Origin of the sequence: Acinetobacter sp. GD03645 (assembly GCF_029845285.1) — a bacterium.
GTDB lineage: Bacteria > Pseudomonadota > Gammaproteobacteria > Pseudomonadales > Moraxellaceae > Acinetobacter > Acinetobacter corruptisaponis.
This window is the reverse complement of the sequence record NZ_JAOCLL010000016.1, coordinates 13,046-39,635: the sequence shown is the minus strand read 5'-3', so window position 1 is coordinate 39,635 and position 26,590 is coordinate 13,046. Positions and strand designations below refer to the sequence as shown.

At 41.7% G+C, this 26,590-nt stretch carries 21 protein-coding genes and 2 pseudogenes; 11 read left to right on the top strand and 12 right to left on the bottom strand.

Annotated elements, in window-relative coordinates; all coding sequences use genetic code 11:
- The first annotated feature begins 71 nt into the window (after positions 1-71).
- Complete coding sequence (locus tag N5J47_RS13265; RefSeq protein ID WP_279960714.1) at positions 72-1,739, top strand: BCCT family transporter; 1,668 nt, start codon at positions 72-74, stop codon at positions 1,737-1,739.
- 76 nt (positions 1,740-1,815) lie between these two features.
- Here the strand turns inward: N5J47_RS13265 and N5J47_RS13260 are convergent, their stop codons facing one another.
- The 5 genes from N5J47_RS13260 to N5J47_RS13240 all read right to left on the bottom strand — a co-directional run bounded on the left by N5J47_RS13260 (position 1,816) and on the right by N5J47_RS13240 (position 9,706).
- The gene (locus tag N5J47_RS13260; RefSeq protein ID WP_279960715.1) at positions 1,816-2,736 is read right to left on the bottom strand and encodes a LysR substrate-binding domain-containing protein; all 921 of its coding nucleotides are present in this window, start codon (positions 2,734-2,736) and stop codon (positions 1,816-1,818) included.
- A 609-nt stretch (positions 2,737-3,345) separates the two neighbouring features.
- Positions 3,346-4,200 (bottom strand): metal-dependent hydrolase, encoded by an 855-nt coding sequence (locus N5J47_RS13255; protein WP_279960716.1) that lies wholly within the window; start codon positions 4,198-4,200, stop codon positions 3,346-3,348.
- A 75-nt stretch (positions 4,201-4,275) separates the two neighbouring features.
- Positions 4,276-5,457, bottom strand: a complete 1,182-nt coding sequence (locus N5J47_RS13250; protein ID WP_279960717.1) for a lipid-transfer protein — start codon at positions 5,455-5,457, stop codon at positions 4,276-4,278.
- A gap of 13 nt (positions 5,458-5,470) precedes the next feature.
- Positions 5,471-8,488 carry a peroxisomal multifunctional enzyme type 2 gene (locus tag N5J47_RS13245; protein WP_279960718.1) on the bottom strand — a complete coding sequence of 1,006 codons (3,018 nt, stop codon included), beginning with the start codon at positions 8,486-8,488 and terminating at the stop codon, positions 5,471-5,473.
- A 39-nt stretch (positions 8,489-8,527) separates the two neighbouring features.
- Positions 8,528-9,706 (bottom strand): acyl-CoA dehydrogenase family protein, encoded by a 1,179-nt coding sequence (locus N5J47_RS13240; protein ID WP_279960744.1) that lies wholly within the window; start codon positions 9,704-9,706, stop codon positions 8,528-8,530.
- Between the two features lie 183 nt (positions 9,707-9,889).
- On the opposite strand from N5J47_RS13240, the gene N5J47_RS13235 reads away from it, so the two are divergent.
- From N5J47_RS13235 to N5J47_RS13225, 3 genes are all read left to right on the top strand, one after another.
- Positions 9,890-10,552 (top strand): TetR/AcrR family transcriptional regulator, encoded by a 663-nt coding sequence (locus N5J47_RS13235; RefSeq protein WP_267979164.1) that lies wholly within the window; start codon positions 9,890-9,892, stop codon positions 10,550-10,552.
- 115 nt (positions 10,553-10,667) lie between these two features.
- Complete coding sequence (locus N5J47_RS13230; protein WP_279960719.1) at positions 10,668-11,240, top strand: TetR/AcrR family transcriptional regulator; 573 nt, start codon at positions 10,668-10,670, stop codon at positions 11,238-11,240.
- Between the two features lie 172 nt (positions 11,241-11,412).
- Positions 11,413-12,432, top strand: coding sequence for an MBL fold metallo-hydrolase (locus N5J47_RS13225; protein WP_279960745.1), 1,020 nt, complete (start codon positions 11,413-11,415; stop codon positions 12,430-12,432).
- A gap of 139 nt (positions 12,433-12,571) precedes the next feature.
- Here N5J47_RS13225 and N5J47_RS13220 read toward each other — a convergent pair whose 3' ends face one another.
- The 4 genes from N5J47_RS13220 to N5J47_RS13205 all read right to left on the bottom strand — a co-directional run bounded on the left by N5J47_RS13220 (position 12,572) and on the right by N5J47_RS13205 (position 16,062).
- Positions 12,572-13,372 carry a sulfite exporter TauE/SafE family protein gene (locus N5J47_RS13220; protein WP_279960720.1) on the bottom strand — a complete coding sequence of 267 codons (801 nt, stop codon included), beginning with the start codon at positions 13,370-13,372 and terminating at the stop codon, positions 12,572-12,574.
- 41 nt (positions 13,373-13,413) lie between these two features.
- Entirely contained in the window at positions 13,414-13,920 is a 507-nt protein-coding gene (locus N5J47_RS13215; protein ID WP_279960721.1) for a flavin reductase family protein, read from the bottom strand.
- A gap of 84 nt (positions 13,921-14,004) precedes the next feature.
- Positions 14,005-15,039 carry a methionine synthase gene (locus N5J47_RS13210; protein WP_279960722.1) on the bottom strand — a complete coding sequence of 345 codons (1,035 nt, stop codon included), beginning with the start codon at positions 15,037-15,039 and terminating at the stop codon, positions 14,005-14,007.
- A 30-nt stretch (positions 15,040-15,069) separates the two neighbouring features.
- Positions 15,070-16,062 (bottom strand): DUF1852 domain-containing protein, encoded by a 993-nt coding sequence (locus N5J47_RS13205; RefSeq protein ID WP_279960723.1) that lies wholly within the window; start codon positions 16,060-16,062, stop codon positions 15,070-15,072.
- Between the two features lie 216 nt (positions 16,063-16,278).
- Between N5J47_RS13205 and N5J47_RS13200 the strand changes: the two are divergent.
- From N5J47_RS13200 to N5J47_RS13190, 3 genes and pseudogenes are all read left to right on the top strand, one after another.
- Positions 16,279-16,377 (top strand): annotated as a pseudogene (locus N5J47_RS13200) (hypothetical protein); the annotation flags it as partial.
- A gap of 110 nt (positions 16,378-16,487) precedes the next feature.
- On the top strand, positions 16,488-16,919 hold the full coding sequence (locus N5J47_RS13195) for an SRPBCC family protein (RefSeq protein WP_279960724.1): 432 nt from the start codon (positions 16,488-16,490) through the stop codon (positions 16,917-16,919).
- Positions 16,920-17,252: 333 nt separating this feature from the next.
- Positions 17,253-17,951, top strand: coding sequence for a DUF1826 domain-containing protein (locus N5J47_RS13190; RefSeq protein ID WP_279960725.1), 699 nt, complete (start codon positions 17,253-17,255; stop codon positions 17,949-17,951).
- Between the two features lie 233 nt (positions 17,952-18,184).
- Here the strand turns inward: N5J47_RS13190 and N5J47_RS13185 are convergent, their stop codons facing one another.
- Positions 18,185-18,769: a TetR/AcrR family transcriptional regulator gene (locus N5J47_RS13185; RefSeq protein WP_279960727.1), complete on the bottom strand. Its 585-nt coding sequence runs from the start codon at positions 18,767-18,769 to the stop codon at positions 18,185-18,187.
- 416 nt (positions 18,770-19,185) lie between these two features.
- Between N5J47_RS13185 and N5J47_RS13180 the strand changes: the two genes are divergently transcribed.
- The 4 genes and pseudogenes from N5J47_RS13180 (at position 19,186) to N5J47_RS13165 (ending at position 22,738) form a co-directional block, all read left to right on the top strand.
- Positions 19,186-20,046 (top strand): iron-containing redox enzyme family protein, encoded by an 861-nt coding sequence (locus tag N5J47_RS13180; RefSeq protein WP_279960728.1) that lies wholly within the window; start codon positions 19,186-19,188, stop codon positions 20,044-20,046.
- Between the two features lie 177 nt (positions 20,047-20,223).
- The gene (locus N5J47_RS13175; protein ID WP_279960729.1) at positions 20,224-20,970 is read left to right on the top strand and encodes an IS5 family transposase; all 747 of its coding nucleotides are present in this window, start codon (positions 20,224-20,226) and stop codon (positions 20,968-20,970) included.
- Positions 20,971-21,006: 36 nt separating this feature from the next.
- Positions 21,007-21,431, top strand: a pseudogene (locus tag N5J47_RS13170) (hypothetical protein).
- Between the two features lie 182 nt (positions 21,432-21,613).
- Entirely contained in the window at positions 21,614-22,738 is a 1,125-nt protein-coding gene (locus tag N5J47_RS13165; protein ID WP_279960730.1) for a linear amide C-N hydrolase, read from the top strand.
- Positions 22,739-22,806: 68 nt separating this feature from the next.
- Here the strand turns inward: N5J47_RS13165 and N5J47_RS13160 are convergent, their stop codons facing one another.
- Together N5J47_RS13160 and N5J47_RS13155 are read right to left on the bottom strand one after the other, a co-directional pair.
- A complete protein-coding gene (locus N5J47_RS13160; RefSeq protein WP_279960731.1) occupies positions 22,807-25,230 on the bottom strand; it encodes a glucose/quinate/shikimate family membrane-bound PQQ-dependent dehydrogenase in 2,424 nt (807 codons plus the stop codon).
- 15 nt (positions 25,231-25,245) lie between these two features.
- On the bottom strand, positions 25,246-26,574 hold the full coding sequence (locus tag N5J47_RS13155) for a carbohydrate porin (RefSeq protein WP_279960732.1): 1,329 nt from the start codon (positions 26,572-26,574) through the stop codon (positions 25,246-25,248).
- Between the last annotated feature and the right edge of the window lie 16 nt (positions 26,575-26,590).

The window sequence follows — 26,590 nt, the reverse complement described above, 5'->3', positions numbered from 1 at the left end:
ATTACTACTCTGTATTATCGCATCCAACAGCTAAAGGTTTTAGCTGTTTGTAACGCATCCAAGGAGGAGTTATGCGTACAACAACAAAAGTTCTATCTGGACTAAATCCAACGGTTACGATTGTTTCAAAGGTATTACTTTTTCTATTCATTGCATTTTGTATTTTTTATGAAAAACAGGCAGGTGAATATTTTGGAATGATTTCCAATGCCTTATTAACCAATGCAAAATGGTATTTACTTTTTTTAGCAACATTTCTAGTCGGTTTCCTTATTTATTTATGTATGAGTCGTTTTGGGCATATTCGTTTAGGCAAGGATAATGAAAAGCCTGAATATAGTAATATCGCCTGGATCTGTATGTTATTTTCATGTGGTATGGGGATTGGACTAATGTTCTGGTCAGTGGCTGAACCGATTAGCCATTATGCCAACAACCCATTTACCAAGGACTTCTCTGATGAGTCCGCCCGAATGGCAATGCAACTGACCTTTTTCCACTGGGGTTTGCATCCTTGGGCACTATTCTCATTGTCTGCCGTGGCTTTAGGTTATTTTGCCTATCGTAAAGATTTACCTTTGGCTTGCCGTTCAGTTTTACATCCTTTCATTGGTGATAAAATTTATGGAACAATTGGTAATATTGTTGATATCACGACAATTGTCTTAACTGCTTTTGGAGTCTCCCAAGCCATTAGTATGGGTATTTTGGAACTCAATGTGGGTTTGAACCATAGTTTTGGCATTAATATTGACGTTAAAATCCAATTGGTCCTTGTGCTTATTTTAGGTGTTTTTGCAACTTTATCTTTACTCTCCGCAATTAGTAAGGGTTTTAAAATGATCGCTGAAGGAAATATGGTTCTCTCTTATTTTCTGGTGATTGCCGTCATTTTAATTGGCTCAACCCGTTATATTTTTAATGCTTTCTTTGAGGGTTTAGGCGACTATCTACAAAATATTGTGGGTATGAGTTTATGGAGTGATGCTCAGAAAGACACAGCATGGCAAAGTTGGTGGACAGCATATTATTGGCCTTGGTGGATGACATGGGCACCTTTTGTTGGATTATTCATTGCGCGCATTTCAAGGGGGCGTACCATTCGTGAGGTTATTCTCGGCTCACTTGCCGCCCCAACCTTACTGACCTTTATCTGGATTGCCGCATTTGGTGGCGCTGCCCTTAAAATTGAAAAAGCCAACCATCAGCAACCTGCTACTCAAGAGGTGGTTGTTAAAAAAACTCAATCCTCCACTCCATCAGCAGGGAAAACCACACATGAAGTTACCATTGCTGAAGCAACGAAAGAAGACCCTGCCCGTGCCGTATTTGTGTTCTTTGACCATCTTTCATCGAACCACACCACAACACTTTTTTTAAGTGCCTTACTATGCCTGTTACTGTCGATCCACATTATTACCATCGCCAACTCAGGGGCACTGGTATTGTGTTTTCTGGATACCAATGGTTCAACCAATCCGTCTGTAGGCATACGTTTGACTTGGGCTGTCATTATCCCACTCATTAGCGGTGGCTTATTATTGGCAGGTGGACTGTCTGCCATTAAAACCGCATGCGTGATTGCAGGCTTCCCCATCTCAATTTTGTTGATGGTGATGTGCGCCTCACTTATTAAAAGTTTACGCCAAGATCCTCAAGCATGGGTAATGATGCCTGAACATTTACGCCCTGATGAGTTCAAGAGCGTAAAGGAATCAGTGGATAGCACCAAGAATTGAATAAAAAATAACTGTTAACCAAAAACAGGAATCTTAAAGATTCCTGTTTTTTATTTCCATTGATGAATGTTTTAAATTATCCCAAACCTTTTTGCCCCACCTGTCCTGGCAACTGATCCATTAACCAGCTACGGAATTGTTTTACGCTTGAAGGAATCACCCCTCTGTCAGATGGTTCCAACATACAAAAGTTTGCCTGAGTACGTAATATCGTTTCTACAGGACGGACTAAGGCTCCACTCTGTAAATAATCATCAACCAAAGAGCTCCATGCCAAAGCCACGCCCTGACCGTTAATGGCGGCCTGTATTAACAAAGGGTAATTATTAATATTGACCCTGTTCTTCGGTTTAAACATTGGATAATCCACCAGTGCAAACCACTCTGCCCAGTTAATCCAATCCTTTTGAGACTCATCCAGAGACAGCAAACTTTTTCCAAAAATATTATCAATCGTTTTTTCCTGAAATTGGGCAAGATAAGCTGGACTGCATACTGGAAAAACTTCTTCAGGAAATAAAGGAGTGACTTTCATACCGACAGGAGGAACCTTGCAGTAAAATAAGGCCAAGTCACAGTCCATTTTTTGCAAATCAAGAATATTCTCTGTCGTTAATATTCTTAAATCAATTCCTTCATTTTGCTGAAAGGTAGCCACCTTAGGTAACAGCCAAAGTGCAGCCATGGCATTGGTTGTCACAACAGTAACCTGATGTTCACCTTGCCATTTCTTTATTTCAGCAGTCGCTTGAGCCACGTCCAGCAAGGCACTATAGATCGTGTGATAATACTGCAAGCCAGCAGGCGTTAAAGAAATGTTGCGATTTGCCCTAACAAACAGCTCTTTGCCCAAATATTCTTCCAACTGTCGAATCTGGCGACTAATCGCGCCTTGGGTAACATTGAGTTCATTTGCAGCCTGGGTAAAGCTGAGGTGGCGTGCGGCTGCCTCAAATACAATCAGGCTATTCATGGGTGGCAGTGGTTTGATTCTCATGGACACTCCTAATTTGTCCCATACTTCCATATCTAAGAATTACTCAAAATCTCATAAAAAATAATGATGAAATAAGATCATATATTGAGTTTCACTATGCTCCTCAGCAGTGTTCATGTTATCCAAGTAAACTGGTTGGTATTCCTAGTCTGAATAAAATGTCATAAACAGGAAATAATAAAAAGTGAGAAAAAGTATATCACCCATGAGTTTTTTTCATGTGAATTTTATAGAAACCTCCACTTCGACCTGTCCTTAAAATTTATCGGGCAGTTGCTGTACCCAAAAAATCCAGTAATAGTCTTATTTTAGGCACCAATAATTTACTATGGCTAATATGGTCTTTTGAACAAAAGTGGCACTGCGGGATAAATATTAAATGTTGCATGAACCTGAAAACTGGTAATCGGTGCTATCTTGGTTGCCATGTTGTTATTTTAGGCTGAACGAATTCTGTTTTAGTGAGGCCTTTGCTGTATCGTTATTGCAGCTTTCCTGAGTGTGGAGATGTCCACGTTCATATAAGTGGATTGCCCAATAATTTGATAGCCCAAGCATTCATAAAAATGTTTAGGCATTATCCTCATTTAATGACTTGTTGAAAATTCATTATTTATATAGGTTATTGATCTGTTCAAGACACCTGCGATTGTCATGATCCCAAGGATGAAAATTAGGGCGAAAATAATCAATATAATTTATGAGCTGAATCCGTAACGCACCAATATCACCAAAGGTATAGCGGTAAAATTTACGCCAGCCTTTTAAATCAGTGAGTTTTCTTTCATCCTTGAGCATGATCAAAAAAGTGGGAATCACCAATCCCCAAAATAACACTGTTGCAATCACCAAGCCTAGACTACGCTCACCATACGCCACTAAACCCCGTCCTTTCACTGTATCCCAGACATCAAATGCAACTGCCTTGTGTTCGGTTTCCTCCAGGGCATGCCAACGCCAGATTGCCTCAAAATCAGGATCAGCCCCTTCAAAAAGACGTGGTTCTGTTAATAAACTATCCGCCAGTAAGGCAGTAAAATGCTCAAGGGCTATCGTGCCACTCAGCCACATATGGGGTGGCAGGTATTTTTTTAGCAGCACAAAAATATCACTGACCAGTTGTTCAAACTTGGGCGCAATCGGACTACAGGCAAACAATGCCGCATTGTAGGCTTCATGTTCGCGTCCATGCATCGCCTCCTGACCAATAAATGCGGTCACGGCCTTTTTTAGGTCAGGGTCGGTAATCATGTCGCGATGGGCCCGTACTGCATCAATAAAGAAACGTTCGCCAACGGGCAGTACAATCGAAAAGGTATTGAGCAAGGCCGTGAAGATATCTCCAGCATCCGTATGCCAATTCATGATTTTATCGGCTGGCAAGTTAAATTGAATGTCCCGCCGTGTCGGCAACAACACGGGATAGGCGTTTTTTTTCAACCATTTTTTATACAATATTCCCATGACAATATCCTTATCTACAATGCGCAGCGTTTTATATCCCTTTCGATCCGAGATATAAAACGCCCTTACAACCTGTTAATCCCGACGATACATCGTCACCACACATGCTCCGCCCAAGCCCAGATTGTGCTGCAAGGCAATTCGGGCATTCTCAACCTGACGTTTTTCGGCTGTACCGCGTAGTTGCCACACCAGTTCGGTACACTGTGCCAAGCCTGTTGCACCAAGCGGATGTCCCTTGGACAGCAAACCACCTGATGGGTTGGTGACATATTTGCCACCATAGGTATTGTCACCATCCCAGATAAACTGTTCTGCCGTACCCTCGGCACATAGGCCCAAGCCCTCATAAGTCAGCAATTCATTGGCAGTGAAACAGTCATGCAACTCAATCACATCGACATCTTCTGCCCCAATCCCTGCCATTTCATAGACCTGCTGAGCAGCTTTTTTGGTCATGTCATAACCGACCATTTTAATCATGCTCTTTTCATCAAAACTGCTGGCATAATCGGTAGTCATGGCTTGGGCAGCAATATATACAGGATTACTAATCCCATGTTTTCTGGCAAATTCATCTGAACAGAGAATCACAGCCCCTGCGCCACAGGTCGGTGGACAGCACTGGAAACGGGTCAATGGATCAAACACCTCATCGGAGGCCATGATTTGTTCCAGTGACAATACCTGACCAAACAAGGCATACGGATTGTTGCTGGCATGTTTACGGGCTTTTTCAGCGATTTTGCCAAAGGTTTCCTTTTTGGTGCCGTGCAACCAGCGATATTCACGCCCAGCACCACCAAACATTTGTGCGGCTGGCGGGGCAGAATTAAAGCCCTGCACATCGAGCATTACCTGAGCATGTTGCCCCATCGGAGTTTCACGGTCATTGAATTTTGCACCCAATGCCCCTTTTTCCATTTTTTCAAAGCCAATGGCAATCACGCACTCTGCCAAACCACCCTCAATCGCCTGACGTGCCAAGAACAAAGCACTTGAACCAGTTGAACAGTTGTTATTGACATTAACCACAGGAATCCCTGTCAACCCCAATTCATACACGGCACGTTGCCCACAGGTTGAGTCACCATAGACATAGCCCGCAAAAGCCTGCTCAATTTCGTTATAGCTGATGCCTGCATCCTTTAGGGCAAGCTGTCCCGCTTCACGCGCCATTTCATAATATTCTGGACTTGAACCTGGCTTGGCGAATTTGGTCATCCCGACCCCGATTACGTTTACACGACGTTTCATGTTGTTATCCTTATTAAATTAAGCCAATCAGGTTTTGTAGTTGCTGGGTCAACTTAATGTCACCATCGATACGTAACTCACCATGCTGATACAGGTCACGGCTATCTCGTTTACCTTGTACAATCTCAAGTAAATGGCTATCACTTAGGCTAAAGGTTACATCGGCTTGGTCAGCTTCACCTTGCATGACAGTTGCCTGTTTAAAATCGACCATCCATTGTGCTGCGGGTTCAGTGATATTAAATTGAATGCATCCTGTCTTGACTGGAATCTGTTCAATTTGCTTTTGTAATGCTGCAAAAATCAGTACAGCATTTGCATCCATCGGTTTTTTAGGTTCTGGGCTATTCGCTGTTATTGCCTGAGAAACTGTGCCTGAAGCAATACGCTTATCCCGTGCTGCCTCAACACGCTGCTGTCCCATGTCCTGTAGCACGGTCAATTTATTTGATGCCATGACATTGCCCGCAATCTTGAGCTGACCGCCAAAGAACAGTTTTTGCACATCAGCCAGTGAGCCACCAAACACGGTTGGAATATGTTGCTCATCCATATCCAAAGTCACGTCAGGTTTATCAATATCGCCTGCCCCTGCACCACCTTTGCCATTTTTCAGGTCAATAAACCAGTTTGAATCTGGGTTATGGATACGAAACTGGAAAGTGGTTTTGGTTTTTTCTGCCAAATCACCTTTTTCATTGAGATAGTCATTCACAGCGTTAAAGACATCAGCCAATGTAATTTCAGTATTTTGGGCAGTTTCAGCTTGTTCATTCGATGTTGTAGTAGCACCTGCACTGGCAAGACGTTGCTGTTTCACTTCCTGATAACGTGCTGCATTGATGTCCTGTAGCACAGTCAGTTTATTGGAAGCCATGACATTACCGCCAATTTTTAACTGACCACCAAAAAACAGTTTTTGCACATCAGCCAATGAACTGGTGACCACGGTTTCCAGATGCTCCTCGTTCATTTCCAGTGTCACGTCAGCTTTTTCAGTTTCACCTTTTTGGCATCCACCCTTTCCATTTTTCAGGTCCAGCGTCCACACGGATTCAGGATTTTTCAGCTTAAACAGAAATACTGTTTTGGTTTTATCCACCAGTTCAGGATGTTGCGCCACATAATCTGCAACCACTTTAAACACATCACTGGCAATTAAACGGTCTGGTTCAGTGCTTTGGCTAACCACTTCGGTCTGTTGATTCACCACTTTTGGCTTCGCTGCCGCTTTTGGAATCTCGGAATACAGTTCAACCACAGCATTCTTAATCACAACCTCATTGCGTTCTTTGACACTGGTTTCAAAGATAATGCAGTTATCCGACTCTTTCCACATTTTGGTGATCAGCGTATCGCCAGGAAATACACTCTTGGCAAAACGTACCTTGATGCTCTTGAAATAACGCTCATCATTATTACAAAACGCCTTGATCACATGACGGCCACAATAGCCGAAAGTACACATGCCATGCAGGATTGGTTTTTCAAAACCAAAAGCCTTGGCAAAGTCAGGATCGGCATGCAACGGATTCCAGTCCCCTGATAGGCGATACAACAAAGTCTGGTTGGCATCAGTTTTTTCTTCAATAATCGCATCTGGTTCACGGTCTGGTGGCGTATTCACCTCACCTGATGGACCACGGTCACCGCCCCAGCCACCTGCACCTCGTACAAAGGATGTCATTTCGTTATAGGCAATTTCCTCACCTGACTCATCCTGAGTGGAAATCGCAAAGGTCACCACGGCATTTGGTGCTTTATCAAATGCTTCCTTAAACCTAAATACATGGCGCAACTTGGCATGTGGAGGTAATGGACGCTTGATCTCCATATACTGCTCACCATGCAGCAGGCGATCAAAACCAAAGTTCATGCCAGGTAAACTAAAGGTTCCTGTTTTGGCAGCAGACAGCATGGCATTCAGTTGCGGCATCGCACCATAGGTTGGAATGGCCGCAAACTCACCCAGTTCATACACATATTTCAACTCGGACTTGTCCAGTGGATCACGTGCTGCACCAATTCCCAGTGCATACAGGGACAGGTCCCGTTCATCGTAAGATGACTCCAGCACCAGTTCTGCCTTAGCTGCTTCATCCAGATCAATAAATTCATTACCGCCCAAACTTGGATGGTTGATCCCATCTAAAATTGGGGTAAAGGATTCGGTGGTGCTGTCTGGATGGGTTGATTCATTAAAGTCAGTGATTTTATTCCAGCGTGCCGCCACGTCATCCACATTAAATTCACGATTATTGGGAAATGAATGACCAACCGTACGCTCCCAGCGTAATTTGGCGATAAAGCCTGCACCGACTTCAAACAATCCTTTAGTTTCTTTACAGTTTTCATGGCATAACCATGCCACCAGAGGACTGACCGCCTCTGGTTTCAGCAATGCCAGTAACTCAGGAGGCATCACCGTTTCAGTCAAACGTGATGCTGCCAAAGGCGCAATGGTATTGACGAAAATATTTTTACTGCGACCCTCTTCTGCCAGACAATTGGCTAGACCTAAAATTCCCAGTTTAGCGGCACAATAATTGGCCTGACCAAAATTGCCGTAGATACCTGCCGCAGACGTGGTCATGATAATTCGACCATAACCCTTTTCACGCATAATGGGCCAAGCAGCATGGGAAACACTTTTACTGCCGTTGAGATGTACCCGCATGACTAAATCCCAGTCCTGCTCAGTCATTTTGGCAAAACTGACATCACGCAGAATCCCCGCATTATTGATGACAATATCCACTGTACCAAAATGGTCGAGAGCGGTTTGTACGATTGCCTCACCATTTTCCACTGAATCGTAATTGGCAACCGCTTCACCGCCCATCGCACGGATTTCCTCCACCACCTTATCCGCAGCCGATGAGGAATGACCAGCACCATGAGCGCTACCGCCCAAATCATTAACCACCACCTTACAGCCTCGTGCTGCCAGTGTCAGCGCATGTTGTCGCCCTAAACCACCACCCGCACCTGTGACAATTGCCACTCGTCCATCAAAACGTAATTCCGACATTGTTATTTTTCTTCCTATCTTTTTAAATTAATTCATGTTTTAAATGGTGCGTGAAATCAGCTCTTTCATGATTTCATTGGTGCCACCATAAATTCGGTTCGGACGAATATCCAGATAGGCACGGGCAATTGGATATTCCAGCATATAGCCGTAACCGCCATGCAACTGCACGCACTCATCCACAACCTTGCTGGCTAAATCGGATACCCAGTATTTGGCGGCACAGGCAGCTTCTACCGATAGTTCATTTTTTAAAATCTGTTCCATACAGCGATCTACAAATACACGGGCAATCTGTGTTTCTGAACGGAGTTCCGCCAATTTAAAACGGGTGTTCTGGAAAGTCGCAACAGGTTTACCAAAGGCTTTACGAGATTTCACATATTCAACAGTCGTTGCCAACGCACTCTCTGCACTTGCCGCACAGATAATGCCAATCATCATGCGTTCCCAAGCTAACTCTTTCATCAGCATAAAGAATCCCATGCCCTCCGCACCTAGCAGATTGGACTTTGGTACACGCACATCATTAAAGAACAGTTCACAGGTATCCTGACCGTGCATACCCACCTTTTTAAGTGGCTTACCTTTACTAAATCCCTCACGGTTTGCCTCAATAATCATGAGAGAGACATTTTGTGCGCCACTTTCGCTGGTTCCCGTTTTAACCGCAACCACAGCCATATCACACAGATAGCCATTGGTAATAAAGATTTTGGAACCATTGACAATATAATCATCACCATCTTCAATTGCAGTCGTACGAATGGCCTGTAAATCTGATCCAGTTCCTGGTTCAGTCATGGCAATTGCTGTAACCACTTCACCAGTTGCCATCTTCGGCAGCCAAGCCTGTTTTTGTTCTTCATTGCCAAAATTATTGATGTAGTTCGCCACAATATCAGAATGTAGTGCAAAACCTGATGCAGAATCACCCACCCGTGCCTGTTCCTCAATCAAGATCATCGAATAAAGACGGTCAACGCCTGAACCACCATATTGTTCTGGCATGGTGCAGCACAATAAGCCAAGTTCACCCGCCCGATTCCAGAGTTGTCGATCAATATGTTGCTGCTCTGCCCATTTTTCATGGAATGGCGCAATTTCGGTTTCAAAGAAACGGCGGGCCGTAGTGCGGAAAGCCTCATGCTCCGCACTAAATAAGGTACGGGGAATCATTGGGCTAAGCGGTTCAGGTACATGCACGGCATTCAACATGGTATTCATTTTTGTTCAGTTCCATAGATCATTTAAAAGAATAATGGTACGCCTTTCTTTTTATTTACAATACGGACGTACGGTATGTTTTTATCATGCTATATTAAAGTCGTCAAGCCAATATTGTCAGGCCATTTATTCATTTGTTATAGTCGAAAAAACCAATTGAAAATGTGTAACCCAGTGAAATCAGCCGCTCCCAGACTTACCCAGCATGAACGTAGTGAAGCCATGCGAGAACGCTTAATTGAGGCAACGCTAGAATGTTTGGTCAATGATGGCTATGCGGGCACCACAATTAGTAAAATCATTAGTACCGCTCAAGTTTCAAGAGGCGCACCTATTCACCATTTTCCCTCCAAAGCGGCATTGATGGAGGCAACTGCGGAACAGTTGATCAAAAAAATCTATATTTCTTTGGGTAAAATCATCAAAAAAATGGAGAACTCGGAAGACCGCCTTGAAAGTCTGATTATGGCGGGAGCAAGTTTGTTAAAAACTCCTGAAGCTTCTGCATTACTGGAATTATTGGTTGCCAGCAGACATGAACCTGAACTTGCTGCAAAACTACAGAATTTATGGATTATTTCCTACAAAACCACCAGAGATGCGGCAGAACATTACCTGGCCTCAAAATCTGACATAGATAATGTCGGAGACCTGATTATTTTAACGCAATGGGTTTTACGCGGCATGGTTGAAGATATGCACATTACCGCCCATACAGCCAAAACAACTGAGTTCTTTAACCGCTATATTAAGTTATGGAGTTCATTGTTATCCCATCATCTTTATACCAAATCTGATGTGACCACACCTCCGCCAAAACCTAAATACTGGGATTGAATAGGAAATATAAATATTATATTACCCCCTCAACCCAAATATCCTTACAAAATACTCTTGATCTTTATCTAATTTTAGCTATGATTGAGCAATCACTCATTTATGTTTTTATATTATGGCTCGCCCTCGCAGTAATGATAAACGTGATGCTATCTTAAATGCGGCTGTCGAAGTACTCGCTGAGATGGGCGAACGCGCTCCCACATCAAAGATCGCCAAGCTTGCAGGTGTTGCAGAGGGAACCTTATTTACCTATTTTAACAGTAAGGAAGAACTGCTGAATCAGCTCTATCTTTCTTTAAAAGCTGAGCTACGCCATGTCATGATGTTGGGTTACCCTACAGATACCAATCTTAAAGCACAAATGCACCATGTCTGGCAAAGCTATTTGAACTGGGGAATCAGTGCTCCCCAGAAACGTAAGGTTATGGCACAACTGTCAACATCTGAACAAATTACTGAACAAAGCAAACAAATTGGGATGCAATCGTTTTGTGACTTAACCCAATCAATCCAGAATCAAGTTGATAAGGGATGTTTACGTGACTATCCCCCGCTTTTTATCGGTTCAATATTCGGCGCAATGGCTGAAGTAAGTATAAATTTTATGGTACAAGACCCGATGTCTGCTGAAAGCTATCGTGAGTCAGGTTTTGAAGCATTTTGGCATGCCGTAGCAATAATGTAGTTATCTTTTTAAATAAAGACATATGTCTTTATTTTTAAAACCCAATTAATGAGTGATTAATTACTCATTTAATTAATACCTGATTTATCTCATCCTGTTTACTCTTTTGCCTACTGTGATGAGTTTTATAAATCAACTACCCCAATCCCGTTAAAGGTAAAATATGATGAATATGATCTATAAAAACATAGAGGGTATTAATAAACCTCCACTATCCTCTCAAAAACGTAATGGACGCTTCTGGAATCTAAGCCCCAACCTACATAAAACAACTTTGTGGAAAACCCTGCAACTTATGTGGCGCTTTGCATTTAATAAACCTGCTGGCACTGTACCCCATAAGCCCATTCCTGTAAAAACCCTCACACAGCAGCAATTACTTGCCGCACCTAATCGCTCCCTGTTTCGGCTTGGACATTCAACTGTGTTATTAAAGTTAGGTGGTGAATTTTGGCTGACAGATCCTGTATTTTCCAAACGTGCCTCCCCCTTTCAGTGGATCGGGCCGAAACGCTTTCACCTACCACCAATCAGCATTGCCGAGCTACCACCCATCAAAGGGGTAATCTTGTCGCATAACCATTATGATCATCTTGACCATGATGCAATCATGCAACTGATGGATAAGGTGGAACACTTCATCACCCCGCTTGGTGTTGGGGATACCTTGATCAAATGGGGCGTACCTGCGGACAAAGTCCAGCAACTGGACTGGTGGCAAGACACCCATATTCACGGTCTACATTTGGTGGCGACACCCGCACACCATTTCTCAGGTCGTGGCATATCTGATAGCAATGCCACCTTGTGGGCATCATGGGTCATTATTGATAATGACCTGCGTATATTCTTTAGTGGAGACACAGGCTACTTTAATGGCTTTAAAGAAATTGGGGAACACTATGGTCCTTTTGATATGACGTTGATCGAAACAGGGGCTTACGGTCAGGATTGGCCTGATGTCCACATGCACCCTGAACAAACTCTACAAGCCCATCTGGACTTAAAAGGCAAAAATCTTTTGCCTATACATAATGGAACTTTTGATCTGGCACTGCATGTCTGGGATGATCCATTTGAACGCATTGTGGCATTGGCTGAGCATCAAGATGTGGTCGTGTGTACACCACAAATGGGCGAAATGCTGAATCTTGAAGCCCCACAGGCAAACACACGCTGGTGGCGGGAATAAATACGACGGTGAGTTTATTCATCGAATGTATCAAAAGTTATGAGAATATTTAGCCATAGCAAAGCACCCTTTAAATTAGGTTTAAAGGGTGCAGATTACTGAGTGGACTTTTCATCAGCGGGAATCAAATAAATCTATCTCAATGTAATCCCTTAAAAATGAAGAAACACCCCACGATACATAACATGACTGCAAAACATTTTTTCAACACGGCTGGTGATAAGGCATGTGCCGCTTTTGCACCCAGTTTTGCGGTAAAAAAACTCATGACACTAATGCCTAGAAAGGCATAAATATGGACATAGCCAATACTATTCGGAACATGAATATGCTCTTTCATTCCAAAAAACATGAATCCCAAAGCGCCAGCGATGGCAATCGGTAAACCACATGCGGCTGATGTTCCAACAGCTTTCTGCATAACCACACCATAATGGTTGAGATAAGGTACAGTTAAACTTCCTCCTCCAATACCAAAAATTGCAGAAGCCACACCAATTCCTGTCCCAGCAATAACTTGTTTAGGAGTGGATGGAAGCTGTTTCGTCTGATCGATGACCTTTTTTGCACCCATAAACATGGTATAGGCAACCCAGATCACAAAAATGCCAATAATCAATTGTAAATGTGCGCCAGATAATAATCCTACAATCCCCGCCCCAAAAAAAGATCCAATCGCCATGCTAGGTGTCAGATTTTTAAACACTGACCAGATGACCGCACCATTTTTATTGTGTGCCATCAATGAACTGATCGAGGTGACGATAATGGTCGCCAACGAGGTTCCCAAAGCCATATGCATGATCACTTCAGGGTCATAACCCATTTGGGTAAACACGATATATAGAATCGGAACAATGATGGTTCCACCACCCACACCAAACAGCCCAGCGGCAAATCCAGCCAATGCGCCGATTGCAAAAAAAATGATTAATTCCACGATAGAGATACTTGCTTAAAAATTTGAGGTTAAATACAGCGTTAGATTGAACGAGTTTTGCCTGACACATGATGCCCGACATGATAATAAGCACGATTAAAATGAACCAAGCCTTGTTCTTGCTGACTTTGTTGAATTGCAACAATACGGCAGATAAAAATACTATGTGTGCCCACTTCCTGAATTTGCTCAATCTCACAATCAAAGCTAACTAAAGCATCTGTTAAAATCGGTGAACCTGTTTCCAGTTCTGTCCAAATGGCTTGTTTAAAGCGCTCTTCTGGACTGATTTTAGAGGAAAATGCATTAGAAAGATGTTGCTGATGTTCAGCCAACACATTGACACTTAGGATTTTATTTTCGATAAAATGAATATGCGAACTCGCAGCTCTATTCATACAGACCAATAAAGTCGCAGGACTATCCGACACACCACACACCGCAGATGCAGTAAAACCATAACGACCTGATGCCCCTGCTGTGGTCACGACATTGACCGCACTGCTTAACAACGACATTGCATTTCTAAAGTCTATTGCTTCAATCATCATTTTATTCCCAATAAAAATAACCTGTTTAATCCTAAACACCCATTAAACAGGTCACTTTTACATTATGCTTTCAATGCTAAATTATTTGCCCAAGATTTCTTTACGGACGATTTCCGCACCTGCGCTTAACGCATGTAACTTGCCTCTAGCAACATCACGAGATAATGGAGTCATACCACAGTTAGTGGATGGATAAAGCTTATCTGCATCAACAAATTGCAATGCCTTACGCAATGTATCCGCCACTTGCTCTGGCGTTTCAATGCTGTTGGTTGCTACATCAATTGCACCCACCATGACTTTTTTGCCACGAATCAGTTCAATCAAATCCATTGGTACACGTGAGTTATGACATTCCAGTGAGACAATGTCGATTTTAGACTGTTGCAGTTTTGGAAATGCCTCTTCATATTGACGCCATTCTGAACCCAGCGTCTTTTTCCAGTCGGTATTGGCTTTGATGCCATAGCCGTAGCAAATGTGCACAGCCGTTTCGCATTTCAGCCCTTCAATGGCTCGTTCCAAAGTGGCTACGCCCCAGTCATTCACCTCATCAAAAAACACATTAAAAGCAGGCTCATCAAACTGGATAATATCCACACCTGCCGCTTCCAACTCTTTGGCTTCTTCATTCAGAATTTTGGCAAATTCCCAAGCCAGTTTTTCACGGCTTTTATAATGTGCATCGTACAGCGTATCAATCATGGTCATTGGGCCAGGAAGTGCCCATTTAATCGGTTGTGTGGTGTGCTGACGTAAAAACTTGGCATCTTCCACAAAAACTGGCTTTTGACGAGAAACAGCCTCAAATACAGTCGGGACACTGGCATCATAACGATTACGAATTCTGACCGTTTCACGTTTTTCAAAATCAACGCCATGCAGATGTTCAATAAATGTGGTGACAAAGTGTTGGCGAGTCTGCTCACCATCACTGACAATATCAATGCCTGCATGTAGTTGTTCCTGCAAGGATACCAGCAACGCATCACGTTTGCCTTGAATCAGGTCATCACCCTCTAATTTCCAGGGTGACCAAAGTTTCTCAGGTTCTGCAATCCAAGATGGTTTCGGCAAGCTACCCGCAGTTGAAGTCGGTAATAATATTTTCGTCATGATCAATCATCTTTTCTATAATTGGTGAATTTAAGCGGCTTCGGTTTTATCGGTGTAGCTCGCAGCCCATTGCTCAAGGATATTTTGGTATGGCTTGATAAAATGTTGTTCAGTCCATTTACCTTGTTCAATCGCCAATCGGCTACGTTCTTCACGATCATAGACAATTTGAGTCAGTGAAAAATCCTGATAATTCAAACTTGGTTGATAGCTTTGTGCTGCCACCGAATTGGCATTGTAAATTTCAGGGCGATAAATCTTCTGGAAAGTTTCCATGGTGCTAATGGTGCCAATCAACTCAAGGTCAGTGTAATCACGCAGCAAGTCTCCACGAAAATAAAATGCCAATGGTGCAACACTATTTGGCGGCATGAAATAGCGAACTTTTAAGCCCATTTTTGCGAAATATTCATCAGTTAAGGAATAATCGTCCTGCTGATATTCCACACCAAGTACAGGATGTTGATTGGCAGTGCGATGATAAGTCTTGGTGGTTGAAACACTGAGACAGATCACAGGTGATTTAGCAAAATTGGCTTTATAAACGTCTGAATTTAAAAAAGACTTAAAGATTTTGCCATGCAACTCACCATAGTTTTCTGGCAAACTAAATTTAGCTTGATCTTTGTTATGGGCTGGCAGTAAGACACTAAAGTCATAATCGCGTACATAAGAGGAAAAATTGTTGCCAACAATGCCTTCAATACGTTTATTGGTTTTATGATCGACAATATTGGTTTTTAAGATTTCAATCGTAGGAAACGTCTCGCCTTTGCCTTCCACATCAATATCAACCGAGATGATATCAAGCTCAACGGAATAACGGTCTGCTTTAGGATTATCCCAATGTGCCAAGGCATTGAAACGATTGTCAATCATTTTCAGCGTATTGCGCAAGTTCTCCTCACGACGCTCGCCTCTGGCTAAATTCGCAAAGTTGGTTGTGATACGTGTATTGTCTGAGGGACGATAGTTTTCATCGAAACGAATACGCTTAATCGTAAATGTAAACGCTTTGCTCATTGTGATTCACCACTCTAAATTCTACGATAAAACTTGAATGATGGGATTTATACCGAAAGCATCACATGAATAAAAACGAGTTAATTTCACAAAAAAGTGAATAAAATTCATGATGACGTATTCTGTGGTGTTCAGCATTGGAAAATGAAAAGACTTCATCTTAGGCTGAGAAAATATCAGCTTATTCATCTTTTGGACTGATCCAAATTACTAAGATATTCACTCAGCGACACCAATCGATGGCGCATGAACAATGGTCGTGACCGCATTACGATTGATGTGAAGTTTTATAGCAATGCAATGGATGATGAATAAATCTAATTGAGAAAAACTCCGACAGACTACAATTCCCTAAAAAATTAAAGGATGCTAACATCATTAATCTGACAATCATCCATGTCAATTTTATTCAGAGGGAATGCTCAATGTTAAAAACACAACAAGTCAAAATCATACAAGAATTTAATGCACCTGTAGAAAAGGTCTTTGCCATCTTGAGTGAACACGAAAACCTAAGCAAAATCTTTGCGCCAGCTAAAGTTACCCGTATAGCGAATGGCGAGGATGCACGTAATGGTGTCGGCTCTGCCCGTAAAATGTCAATTCCACTGTCACCATCATTTGTTGAGACCAATCTGGTCTATCAAGAAAATGAACTGATTGAGTACGCCATTACCAAGGGTATTACACCGATAAAAGACCACCGAGGTGTGATGAAGTTTACTGATCTGGGAAATAACCGTACCCGTTTAGACTACACCATTACGTTCAAGGGTAGACTTCCTTTTATTGGGCCAATCGTTAAAGCAGCCCTGCAAAATGGTGTAAGTCGTGGGTTAAAAAAACTCAAGATTTAAATGATTTTAATTAAACAGGGGTTAATAAGCTTAGTCCCTGTTTCTTTTAAAGAATATTTTTTAATTCAATGCCTAGGCTGACTATTGCAACATTTACTGAATAGCTAAACCCCTTTCCTATCACACCTTAAAACTGGTACTGCATTGCTGTGCGGACTAATAATCCAAAGCCTCCTGAAAGCCCTATTGCCTTGTTCTTTGATTGATTTACTTGGCTAAAGCAATCAGATCTTATAATTTGAACTGTCATAATTAAAACCATTTTAGATCGAAACACAATATTTCTATAAAGCCAGGTATATAATGAGGTGCGATCTATAGTTTAGCCCTGATATGAAGAATAAATTTTCTAATAGCAATCAAATTGGCGTGGTTTCTACTTTTTCTGAACTTATAAACAGAAATTTTCAAGGAGATATGAATGCCATTTGCTGGTATAGAAATTTGGTTGGCGACTTTACAGAGATTGTGGCCAAACTTGAGTTAAAAGAAAGCATCACAGAAGTCTCCGTTAAAGATCTTTTAGCACTGCAACTTTCAGAAAAAGGCGATTTGGCAAGAAAAATTATCTTGGAGGATATACAGCTATTAGCTGATTTTGGAGCATCCCCATCTCTTAACTTAATTAAAAATTATGAACGCGACGAAGAGCTCGATTTCATTTCAACAGATGTCTATTCCTACCATGTTGATCGCTCACCTATCGAAACGGATACTTTTCTATGTACCTATCATGGCTCTGCAAGTGAAATCCTGCCCAATGATCAGGTTGAACAGAAAATTTTGATTCCAGAAATCAGGGAAAAACTCAAAAAATTACATGATGGTTCAGAGGCTGAATTTGAAAATTTTCTGGAAGACTATTTTTTTGATCTACATTATCAGCCTAAACCCAATGCAAAACCTGTGAATTTAGGCTCAGGGCATCTTTGGCGTTTAGCAGTAGATCATCCAACACAAAAAGTCTTGCCCTGTGTTCATAAAGCTCCTACTGAAAAGGAGGATGAACTAAGGCTATTATTAATTTGCTAAATATTTGTTCGATATATAGAAGTTAAACTGCTTGACTCAATGATTACAATTTTATTACCTATCCTATAAACTAAAATGGCAATATGAGCGGTCAGTATTTAATAGTTTAAACTACGAAATAACAATCAAGTTTCATATACATTACCCCTATTGAATTTTAAAATAGATACCATTATTTACATATAGTATCCTACCACCATCATTACCCCCTAGAATAAAACCGATATCCTATTCTAACTCGCTTCAGGTAAAATATTATTAGATTGATCCATTATTACCAGTCTTTCTATATAACTCCATGACTGTTCTATTTGTAGATAGTCCTGACTCATTTTAGCGTAAACCGTCATTCCATCTAAAATATTAATAAACATTGAAGCTAAAACATGGGGTTCAGCCACCTTAACCTTAGTAAATAAATCTTCTGAAAGCTGGCTCAGCCATTGGCGATATTCCTCTATAGGACGGGCCACAGAGGGATATTGCTTTAAGATTTCAACCGTTGCTTTTTGGAACATGCAGCCATTAAAGTCATCCGACTTAAACCAGTCTAGATACCATAAATAAATGGCCTTGATTCTACCTAAGTAGTCATCCTCTCTTTTTTTGTCTAAAGTCGCTAGGATCTCAGCTTGGATATTCTCATTTCTTCTTTCTAAACAAACCTCTATCAGTTTTTCCTTGGACGGAAAATATTTATAGAAAGTCATTTTTGCCACACCAGACTCAAGAATGATTCGATCCACCCCAACGGAACCATAACTATGAAGATTGAATAGATTTAAAGCCGTTTTAATAATATCTTCTTTTTTTGACATCTTTATTTTCCTTTAAAATTTCTAATATATTTTTATGGCAGAGCTGGAACGAGTCTGGCAGCCATATTTTTTATGTTTCCATATTCACTCCATGCTAATTCAACTCATGCAACAAAACAACTACTATAAAATATCTTGATACTTAAGTAGAAAACACAACTATTAAAATTAATTTAACAAAAATTTAAATTAAATTAATTATTAAATTAAACTACACATAAATATTAACCACATTTAAATTAAAATTAAATTTATTTAGTACTATTAAAAAATTGATTTAAGCAAAAAAAGATTTTATATTCTATCAATCCAAAAAAATTAGCTTCTGGTTATAGCAAGTAGCAAGATGCAAATAAAAGCCAATCTAGAAGCAATCAGGATATAGCAATAATATAAATTAAAAGGATATATATATCATGGCAATAAAATTCGAAAACTTTAATGACCCAAGAAAAAATGCTTTAGACGGAATGAAAAGAAGTATTTCGACTGAAGTCTGGGAAAAAAACATCGCCTTTTTAAATAAGCTAAGAGCTGATATTTCCAGTCATCCCGTGTCTAAGCATCCTGCAATTCAAATGCTCAATGATGGCGTGATTGATAAGGAATCATTACAGAAGATTCATTTGGAATATCGCCATGCCATTGTGCAGGTGTTTACTGATGCCCTACTCATGGCACAATTCCAGACCAGACAGCTTGAACCCCGTCTTGAATCTGGTTCCAAAATGTTTCCCCGTTTCCTGTTGACGTTAAACATTCTGGATGAGTTTGGTTTCCGCCCTGGTTTGGATCAGGATGGTTATTATTCAGGCAACCCTGAATACGCTCACTATCCTTTGTTTGAAGATGTGTTAAATGACTTTGGAATTAGTGAAACTGAGCGTAATACCTACCAGCCATCCTTAATTGCAGAGAAAGTACGAACATATCTAGAAAATTCATTTAATGACTACAAGGCTGTTGCAGCACTTCTAGCCGTGGCAGAGGAAGAGGTTATTTTGTTTAGTCCAGCTTTACGTCAGGCAACACATGCTGTTGGCTTTGATGTGGATAGTGGCTATTACTATGTTCATGGGGTTTCTCATGATGAAACTGCTGAAGCAGCAGATGATGATCATGAAGACGACTTGTGGTTTGTTCTGGCTCAGGCATGTACTGAAAATGACTATGAACTGATTGCTAAAATAAGTTTTGAATATTGTGATTTATGGCAACAATTCTGGGATAAGCAAATTGCGGATCTTCAATATGAACCATATCAAAAATTAGCCTAACTTAATACGTCCCACTGTGTTTAAGACATAATGGGACGTTTTTCAATTCAAAGCCTGAACTGACTGCTGCAAGCCTTTCTGAATATCTTTCAATATATTAGGGAGTGTTGACATTTGCTGTATAAAAAAATAGCGAGTAAGTAAAATTCAATCGCCAAACCAAATTTACTATTCGCTATGCCTCGCACAATGCTGAATGATCAACACTGGTCAAAGTTAGAAACTATTCTGCGTAATTTTGATATCTATCTCAAACGAAATCTTAGAAATTTTATTGAAGCCATTCTTTATCGAATTAGAACAGGTTGCCCATGGCGAGATTTACCACCAGATTTTGGTAATCCAAATTCAATATTCAAAAAATATAGTCGATGGTCTAAACGAAATAAGTTAATGAAAATATTTAAATTAATCAGTAAACATACAGATAAAGAGTGGATTTTTATCGATGGTTCCCATGTCAGGGCACATCAACACTCTGCTGGATTAAAAGATCAAGGCATATCAAAAAGCATTGGTGGGAATAGTTCAAAAATACATTTAGCCGTTGATTCTTATGGTAATCCAATTGAGATTATGATCACAAATGGAACAACACATGATGTTAAGGTTGCGCCTGAGCTAGTCGCAAAATTAGATTTAGAAGAAGCCGAGATTCTATGTGCTGATAAGGGTTATGACTCTGAACCATTACGAGAGCAAATAAGGGCGACAGATACACAAGCTAATATTCCACGAAAATCAAATACTCAGTCCAACAATCAACATATGGATTGGAATTTATATAAAATTAGGCACTTAGTGGAAAATGCCTTTGCTAGATTGAAGCACTTTAGAGGAATAGCGACTCGATATGACAAGCTAAAACGTAATTATGAAAATGCGGTTGCTTTAGCTTGCATATACATTTGGTTGCCATTATGAAATGTCAACAGACCCAAGTAAAAAAATCAAAGAAAATTGTTTGAGTTTTTTATAACAGAAGTAACCGCTAGAACAGCAGCAGATTTACTCGGTATTCAGCCCTAATTTTGCTGCTTTGTTTTATAGGAAAATACGCTAAGTCATCATGTACCATCTTAACCAAGATGCCATAGAAGTTTTTAAGGGGAAAATTGATTTAGATGAAAGTTATTTTGGTGGTGTTCGCAAGAGAAAATGTGGTCGTGGAGCTGCGGAAAAAATAGCCGTATTTGGTATGCTTAAACGTGATGGTAAAGTTTATGTCAAGATTGTGCAAGACACTAAGACAATATCACGATATTGACCGAAATGCCTTTATATTTTTTATTAAAGATGAGAAGTATTGCTTCACAAGATTTAGATTCAATTATACAAGTCCAAAAGAGCAGTTAAAAACACCACTCATTTGGATAGATATTTAGGCCTATCTACTACAGCCACTAAATCTATTTTGAATAAATTCTAAATTGACTTTACAAATATCATCTGCTAGTTTTCAGGCTCATCTCATCTTATTAATTTTTAGAAAATCTATATAATAAGATTAGATAATAAAGCCAACAAATAACAATGGCCCATTCCAATAATCAAAAGAGAAAATAATATGTGTACCGAGTTTATCCTACCCCAAACCACAGGTTACCGCATTTCTGGACGTACCATGGATTTTGCCGCCACCTTTACATGGCAATTGGCAGCTATTCCACTGGCGACCTCCTTAAAGGCGATTGATACCTTCAGCCCATCTGCCCCTGCCTATCAATGGCAGGCAAAATATGGATTTATGGGGATTGGTATAAAACTGCCACTGAATATACTGGATACCAAATTATGCGATGCCATGAATACCGAGGGGTTTTCTGCTGCCGCACTATGGTTACCACCCTCCCTTTATCCTAAAAAGGCTGATGCTCCGCAAAATGCCAAGCTGATTTCCGCACTGGATATTTGTGGCTGGGCAGCCTCCAACTATTCCTCGGTTGAAACTTTAAAAAATGATTTATATGCGATTCAGCAAGGTAAACCCACTTCATTAGGTGAGGTATTATATTTCTGGGATCCACTACAATTTTCTGAACAAAGTGAATTAAATAAAACTGATGAGCTTAAAAACCTCATTCCCATTCATTTCCAGTTCCATGATAAAACTGGGGCGAGTCTGGTACTTGAATTTAGGGATGGGCAATTATCCATTACCGATAACACCGATATTGGTGTCATGACCAATACCCCATTTATTGAATGGCATCGTACCAATCTGGAAAACTATCTCGGCGTAACCAATGTCGAAACAGCCAGTAAAACCATCATAGGCATGAATGTTAACCGAGCAGGCAATGGCGGTGGTTCAATTGGGCTGTCCTCATCAGCGTTACCCTCTGACCGTTTTCTACGCACAACCATGACCTTGAACTATTCAATTCCGTGGTTGAATCAGGCTAAACGTCCAAGTAATACCGCTGCAATTGCACATGCGATGAATGTGATTAAGGGCATTTATGTCACCCGTGAACAATGTATAGAGCAAGCTGACAATATCAAGGGTGACTATACCCAATGGGAAATTGTCCGTGATCATGATAATCAGGTGTTCTATATTGCCACAACTGCAAGTCTGGGTTTCTGGCAGGTGAATTTTTCAGATTATCAACTGGGGCAAAATGCCCAACCACAGTTTGCGGTGGTCTCTGACGCAACACAGATGCCTGTTCTGACTGCTACCACTTAATTTCCTGAAATAATAAAAAAAGGCAACCACTCATGATTGCCGTTTTATGTTGCTTAATAATTCAAGGTTTAGTTCAAGCTATAAGCAATCACATAATCGCCATGATCAGGGGATTGACGAGCACCGCCCGCAGTGATCATCACATACTGTTTACCGTTTTTAGGTGAAACATAGCTGATCGGTGTACCCTGGCTACCCACAGGTAAGCGTGCTTTCCAAAGCTCCTTGCCTGAAGATGAATCCAATGCGCGCAGGTAATAGTCTTGAGTTGCGGCAAAGAATACCAAACCACCCTGTGTTGCCATTGGACCACCAATGGTTGGCATGCCAATCGGCACAGGCAAGCCCATCTTAATTCCCATTGGACCCGTATCCTGCACTGTTCCCATTGGCACTTGCCATGCAACCTGACGGGTTTTCATATCAATTGCAGTCATGGTGCCATACGGCGGTTTTTGACATGGAATCATCAGCTTCGACCAGAAACGGTCTTTATTCACCTTGTATGGTGTGCCTTTCATTGGCACGGCACCCATACCTGTGTTGACTTTTTCACCACCATTGGCCTGAACAGCCAAGTCTTCTGGGGTTTGTTCAATCAACTGAATCCATAACCCTAAACGCATGTCATTGACAAACATATATTGATGACTTGGATCAAAGGCGATACTGCCCCAGTTCATGCCACCCAAAGAACCTGGGAAGCTGAGCGAAACATCTGTGCCTGGTGCGGTAAACAAGCCCTCATAGCGCATAGATTTAAAGTTGATACGGCACATCAGTTGATCAAATGGCGTTGCACCCCACATATCCGACTCAGTCAAGGTTTGGTTGCCAATTTGCGGCATTTCAACTGAACGAGGTTGTGTTGGGCTGTATTGTTCACCTTTGATATCGGCAGGTTTTACAGGCTGCTCAACCACTTTGGTTAATGGCTGGCCTGTGACTCGATCCAGTACAAAGAACTGCCCTGATTTAGTTCCAATCACCACAGCAGGTTTATTGCTGCCATCTTTCATTGGAAAATCGACCAGACTTGGCTGCATTGGCAAGTCAAAGTCCCAAAGATCATTATGAACAGTTTGATAAACCCATTTCTCTTTACCTGTGGTTGCATCCAGGGCAAGGACAGATGAGTTGTATTTATGGTCTAAAGGTTGACGGTTTCCGCCCCATACATCCACAGATGAGCTACCCATTGGCAGGAATACGGTATTCATTTGCGGATCATAAGACATTGCTGCCCATGAGTTTGCCGAACTGCGTTTATAGGTTTCACCCTCTTTTAACACGTAATTTGGATCAGGGTTACGTGGATCGAAAGCCCAACGCAATTCACCTGTAATGACATCGTAGGCACGAATAACACCACCAGGCATATCTGCGGCAAAGTTATCGGCAATACGGCTACCCACCACAATCACACTACCTGCAATGGTTGGCGCAGAAGTGACTTCAAAACGTGGTGCAGTTGTTCCCTCACCCAAGCCCTTGAGCAAGTCCACTGTTCCATCGACACCAAAGTCTTTACAGCGTTCACCTGTATCAGCATTCACCGCAATTAAGCGACCATCTGGCGTATTGGTATATACACGACGTAAACATGAAGTATTGTTTGCCACTGCGTTTACAGGGGTTGCGCCTGCCAATGTTGGCTGTAGCAACGGCTGAGTTGAGTCAAAATAGGCAACACCACGACAACGCTCCCATGCATCCGACTTGGAGTTGACCTCAGCTTTCCAAAGCTGCTTACCTGAATCGGCTTCCAGAGCAAAAATATTGTTATGTGGCGTACACAAAAACAGCTTGTTGCCGACCTGTAACGGGGTCATCTGGTCTTCCGCCCCATTACCTGTACCCGTAGTGAAATCACCCGTACGGAAACGCCAGGCTTCTTTTAACTGATGTACATTGTCACGGGTAATTTGGTCCAATGCGGCAAAGCGGCTACCACCTGAATCCTGCCCATAATGTTCCCAGTTGGTTTGCTTCATGTCTGTCTTGACAGGAACCAAGGGTAATTTCTCACCCGATGCCGCAACAGTTGGATGTGGCTGGAACATTTGATAAAGTCCAATCACCATTCCCAAAACAGTCAACACACCTAAGCCATAGGCGGGTAAATCCGCACTTGGTTGAAACTGATAACGGCGAATGGCAGGCAAGCTAAACATCAGTGCCGCAAAAACGCCTGCGGGGAACATCAATCTTGAGAATAAAGGCCAGAACTCCCAGCCTGCATCAAACAAGGACCAAACAATTGTTCCGACAAAAACCAGACTGAATAACCATACCCCAAGTGCATTTTTCTTAAAAATGAAAAATGCCGAGGCAAGGGTTAATAAACCAGAGATCACGAAATACCATGATCCTCCGAGTGTCGCCAGCTTAAAGCCACCCACTGTAAAAAACAGTCCAGTCAGCAACAAAGCCAGTCCTAGAATAAAACACCATATTTTCAGTATGGTATGTGAGCCTGTAGATTCAGACATAGCTCATACTCCTTTTTAGAAATTCACGCGCATACTTAAACCCGCAACCCACGCGTCATCCACCTCTTTAACACCAGCAGGTTGATGAATGTATTGCAGGTTTGGTCTGAGCATCACCGCAGGCGACCATTGATAGGTATAGTTCAACTCAACATTGAGTTCATCACGCTGAACAGGTACATAGTCGGCTGCAAGCGCATCATATTGGTCATAACCACGACTGGTATTGGTTGCAATTTGACGGTCTTTATAACGATCATTGACCAGATAATTGGCAACACCAAAACCGATGGAATCATTGGGACGGCTATCAAATGCACCTCTGTACCAGAACGCAAGCTGTTGGGTGCTTTGCACAGCCGTGGTGGCCTTATCATTGATCACAGCATTAAAACTGGCAAATAAGCCACGTTTTGGATCGCCATCTTTTTGTGTAAGCTGTTGCTGGGTATTCAGCCAAAAGCTGTGTTTACCATCATGGATTTTGCCTGCTGTGGCAATGTCGTTGGCTTCAGCAGTGGAATATAGCGCACCGACCTTATATTCACCTGCCAACCCATGAAAGGCTGCCAACTTTGGTCGCCATGCCAGTTCAACTGGAATGGTTGCGCCTTTGACATGATCCATATCCAAGTTAAAACCATCACTGTCTTTGTCAGTTTTGGTATTGTCAGGATTGACCTCATAAACACCAACACCGAGTGTCCATTCAGGTGCAAATTGATATTTAACATTGGTTCCCCATAGTCCTACAGGGAGGTTGTACCAAATCGAACCAATGGATTTTCCAAGTTGCCCACCACATAACAGCAGGTTCTGGAATTCACACTGCGAACCATTGAAGTCGTCAGACATGCCCATGCGTCCAATCTTGAATTGAACGGTATTATCAGCGAATCCTGTTTTTACCCATGCCTGGGTTAAACGCCAAATTTTGCCACGCCCGTAGATTTCCTGTGAATTGCCTAATGCACTGGAACGCGGATCTTTAATTCGATCAAGGGTCAAAGCATTGCCATCACGCTTGGTAATTAAAATATTGGCTGTGGTATTTTTCCAGCCCGCAATTTTTTCCAGATCAAAATTCGCGCCCAAGGCCAGTTGAGCCGCATTTTTAAAGGCATTGTCATCGTTATAGCCACCATCCAGATGGGTTGCCGATTGACTCATTATCGCTGCGGTAAATTTATAACCGTCTTTTTCGAGTTGTTGGCGTTGTCCATTCCAATCACCCAACAGCCACTGACGCTCTTGAGACCACGGCTGATCGGCAAAACTACTTTGCACCGCACAGATGGCAATCGCTAGACAGCTCATTTTCAGGAGTAAAGAATGTGTATTCATGTCAAAATCTCCCTAG

What these genes read in the sequence shown, in the direction of transcription:
- N5J47_RS13260 (WP_279960715.1), bottom strand. Translation starts at nt 2,736, where the DNA reads ATGAGAATCAAACCACTGCCACCCATGAATAGCCTGATTGTATTTGAG.
- N5J47_RS13175 (WP_279960729.1), top strand. Translation starts at nt 20,224, where the DNA reads ATGCCTCGCACAATGCTGAATGATCAACACTGGTCAAAGTTAGAAACT.
- N5J47_RS13155 (WP_279960732.1), bottom strand. Translation starts at nt 26,574, where the DNA reads ATGAATACACATTCTTTACTCCTGAAAATGAGCTGTCTAGCGATTGCC.
- N5J47_RS13225 (WP_279960745.1), top strand. Translation starts at nt 11,413, where the DNA reads ATGATCTATAAAAACATAGAGGGTATTAATAAACCTCCACTATCCTCT.
- N5J47_RS13195 (WP_279960724.1), top strand. Translation starts at nt 16,488, where the DNA reads ATGTTAAAAACACAACAAGTCAAAATCATACAAGAATTTAATGCACCT.
- N5J47_RS13205 (WP_279960723.1), bottom strand. Translation starts at nt 16,062, where the DNA reads ATGAGCAAAGCGTTTACATTTACGATTAAGCGTATTCGTTTCGATGAA.
- N5J47_RS13245 (WP_279960718.1), bottom strand. Translation starts at nt 8,488, where the DNA reads ATGTCGGAATTACGTTTTGATGGACGAGTGGCAATTGTCACAGGTGCG.
- N5J47_RS13185 (WP_279960727.1), bottom strand. Translation starts at nt 18,769, where the DNA reads ATGTCAAAAAAAGAAGATATTATTAAAACGGCTTTAAATCTATTCAAT.
- N5J47_RS13160 (WP_279960731.1), bottom strand. Translation starts at nt 25,230, where the DNA reads ATGTCTGAATCTACAGGCTCACATACCATACTGAAAATATGGTGTTTT.
- N5J47_RS13255 (WP_279960716.1), bottom strand. Translation starts at nt 4,200, where the DNA reads ATGGGAATATTGTATAAAAAATGGTTGAAAAAAAACGCCTATCCCGTG.
- N5J47_RS13165 (WP_279960730.1), top strand. Translation starts at nt 21,614, where the DNA reads ATGTGTACCGAGTTTATCCTACCCCAAACCACAGGTTACCGCATTTCT.
- N5J47_RS13250 (WP_279960717.1), bottom strand. Translation starts at nt 5,457, where the DNA reads ATGAAACGTCGTGTAAACGTAATCGGGGTCGGGATGACCAAATTCGCC.
- N5J47_RS13180 (WP_279960728.1), top strand. Translation starts at nt 19,186, where the DNA reads ATGGCAATAAAATTCGAAAACTTTAATGACCCAAGAAAAAATGCTTTA.
- N5J47_RS13265 (WP_279960714.1), top strand. Translation starts at nt 72, where the DNA reads ATGCGTACAACAACAAAAGTTCTATCTGGACTAAATCCAACGGTTACG.
- N5J47_RS13230 (WP_279960719.1), top strand. Translation starts at nt 10,668, where the DNA reads ATGGCTCGCCCTCGCAGTAATGATAAACGTGATGCTATCTTAAATGCG.
- N5J47_RS13240 (WP_279960744.1), bottom strand. Translation starts at nt 9,706, where the DNA reads ATGTTGAATGCCGTGCATGTACCTGAACCGCTTAGCCCAATGATTCCC.
- N5J47_RS13215 (WP_279960721.1), bottom strand. Translation starts at nt 13,920, where the DNA reads ATGATTGAAGCAATAGACTTTAGAAATGCAATGTCGTTGTTAAGCAGT.
- N5J47_RS13210 (WP_279960722.1), bottom strand. Translation starts at nt 15,039, where the DNA reads ATGACGAAAATATTATTACCGACTTCAACTGCGGGTAGCTTGCCGAAA.
- N5J47_RS13190 (WP_279960725.1), top strand. Translation starts at nt 17,253, where the DNA reads ATGAAGAATAAATTTTCTAATAGCAATCAAATTGGCGTGGTTTCTACT.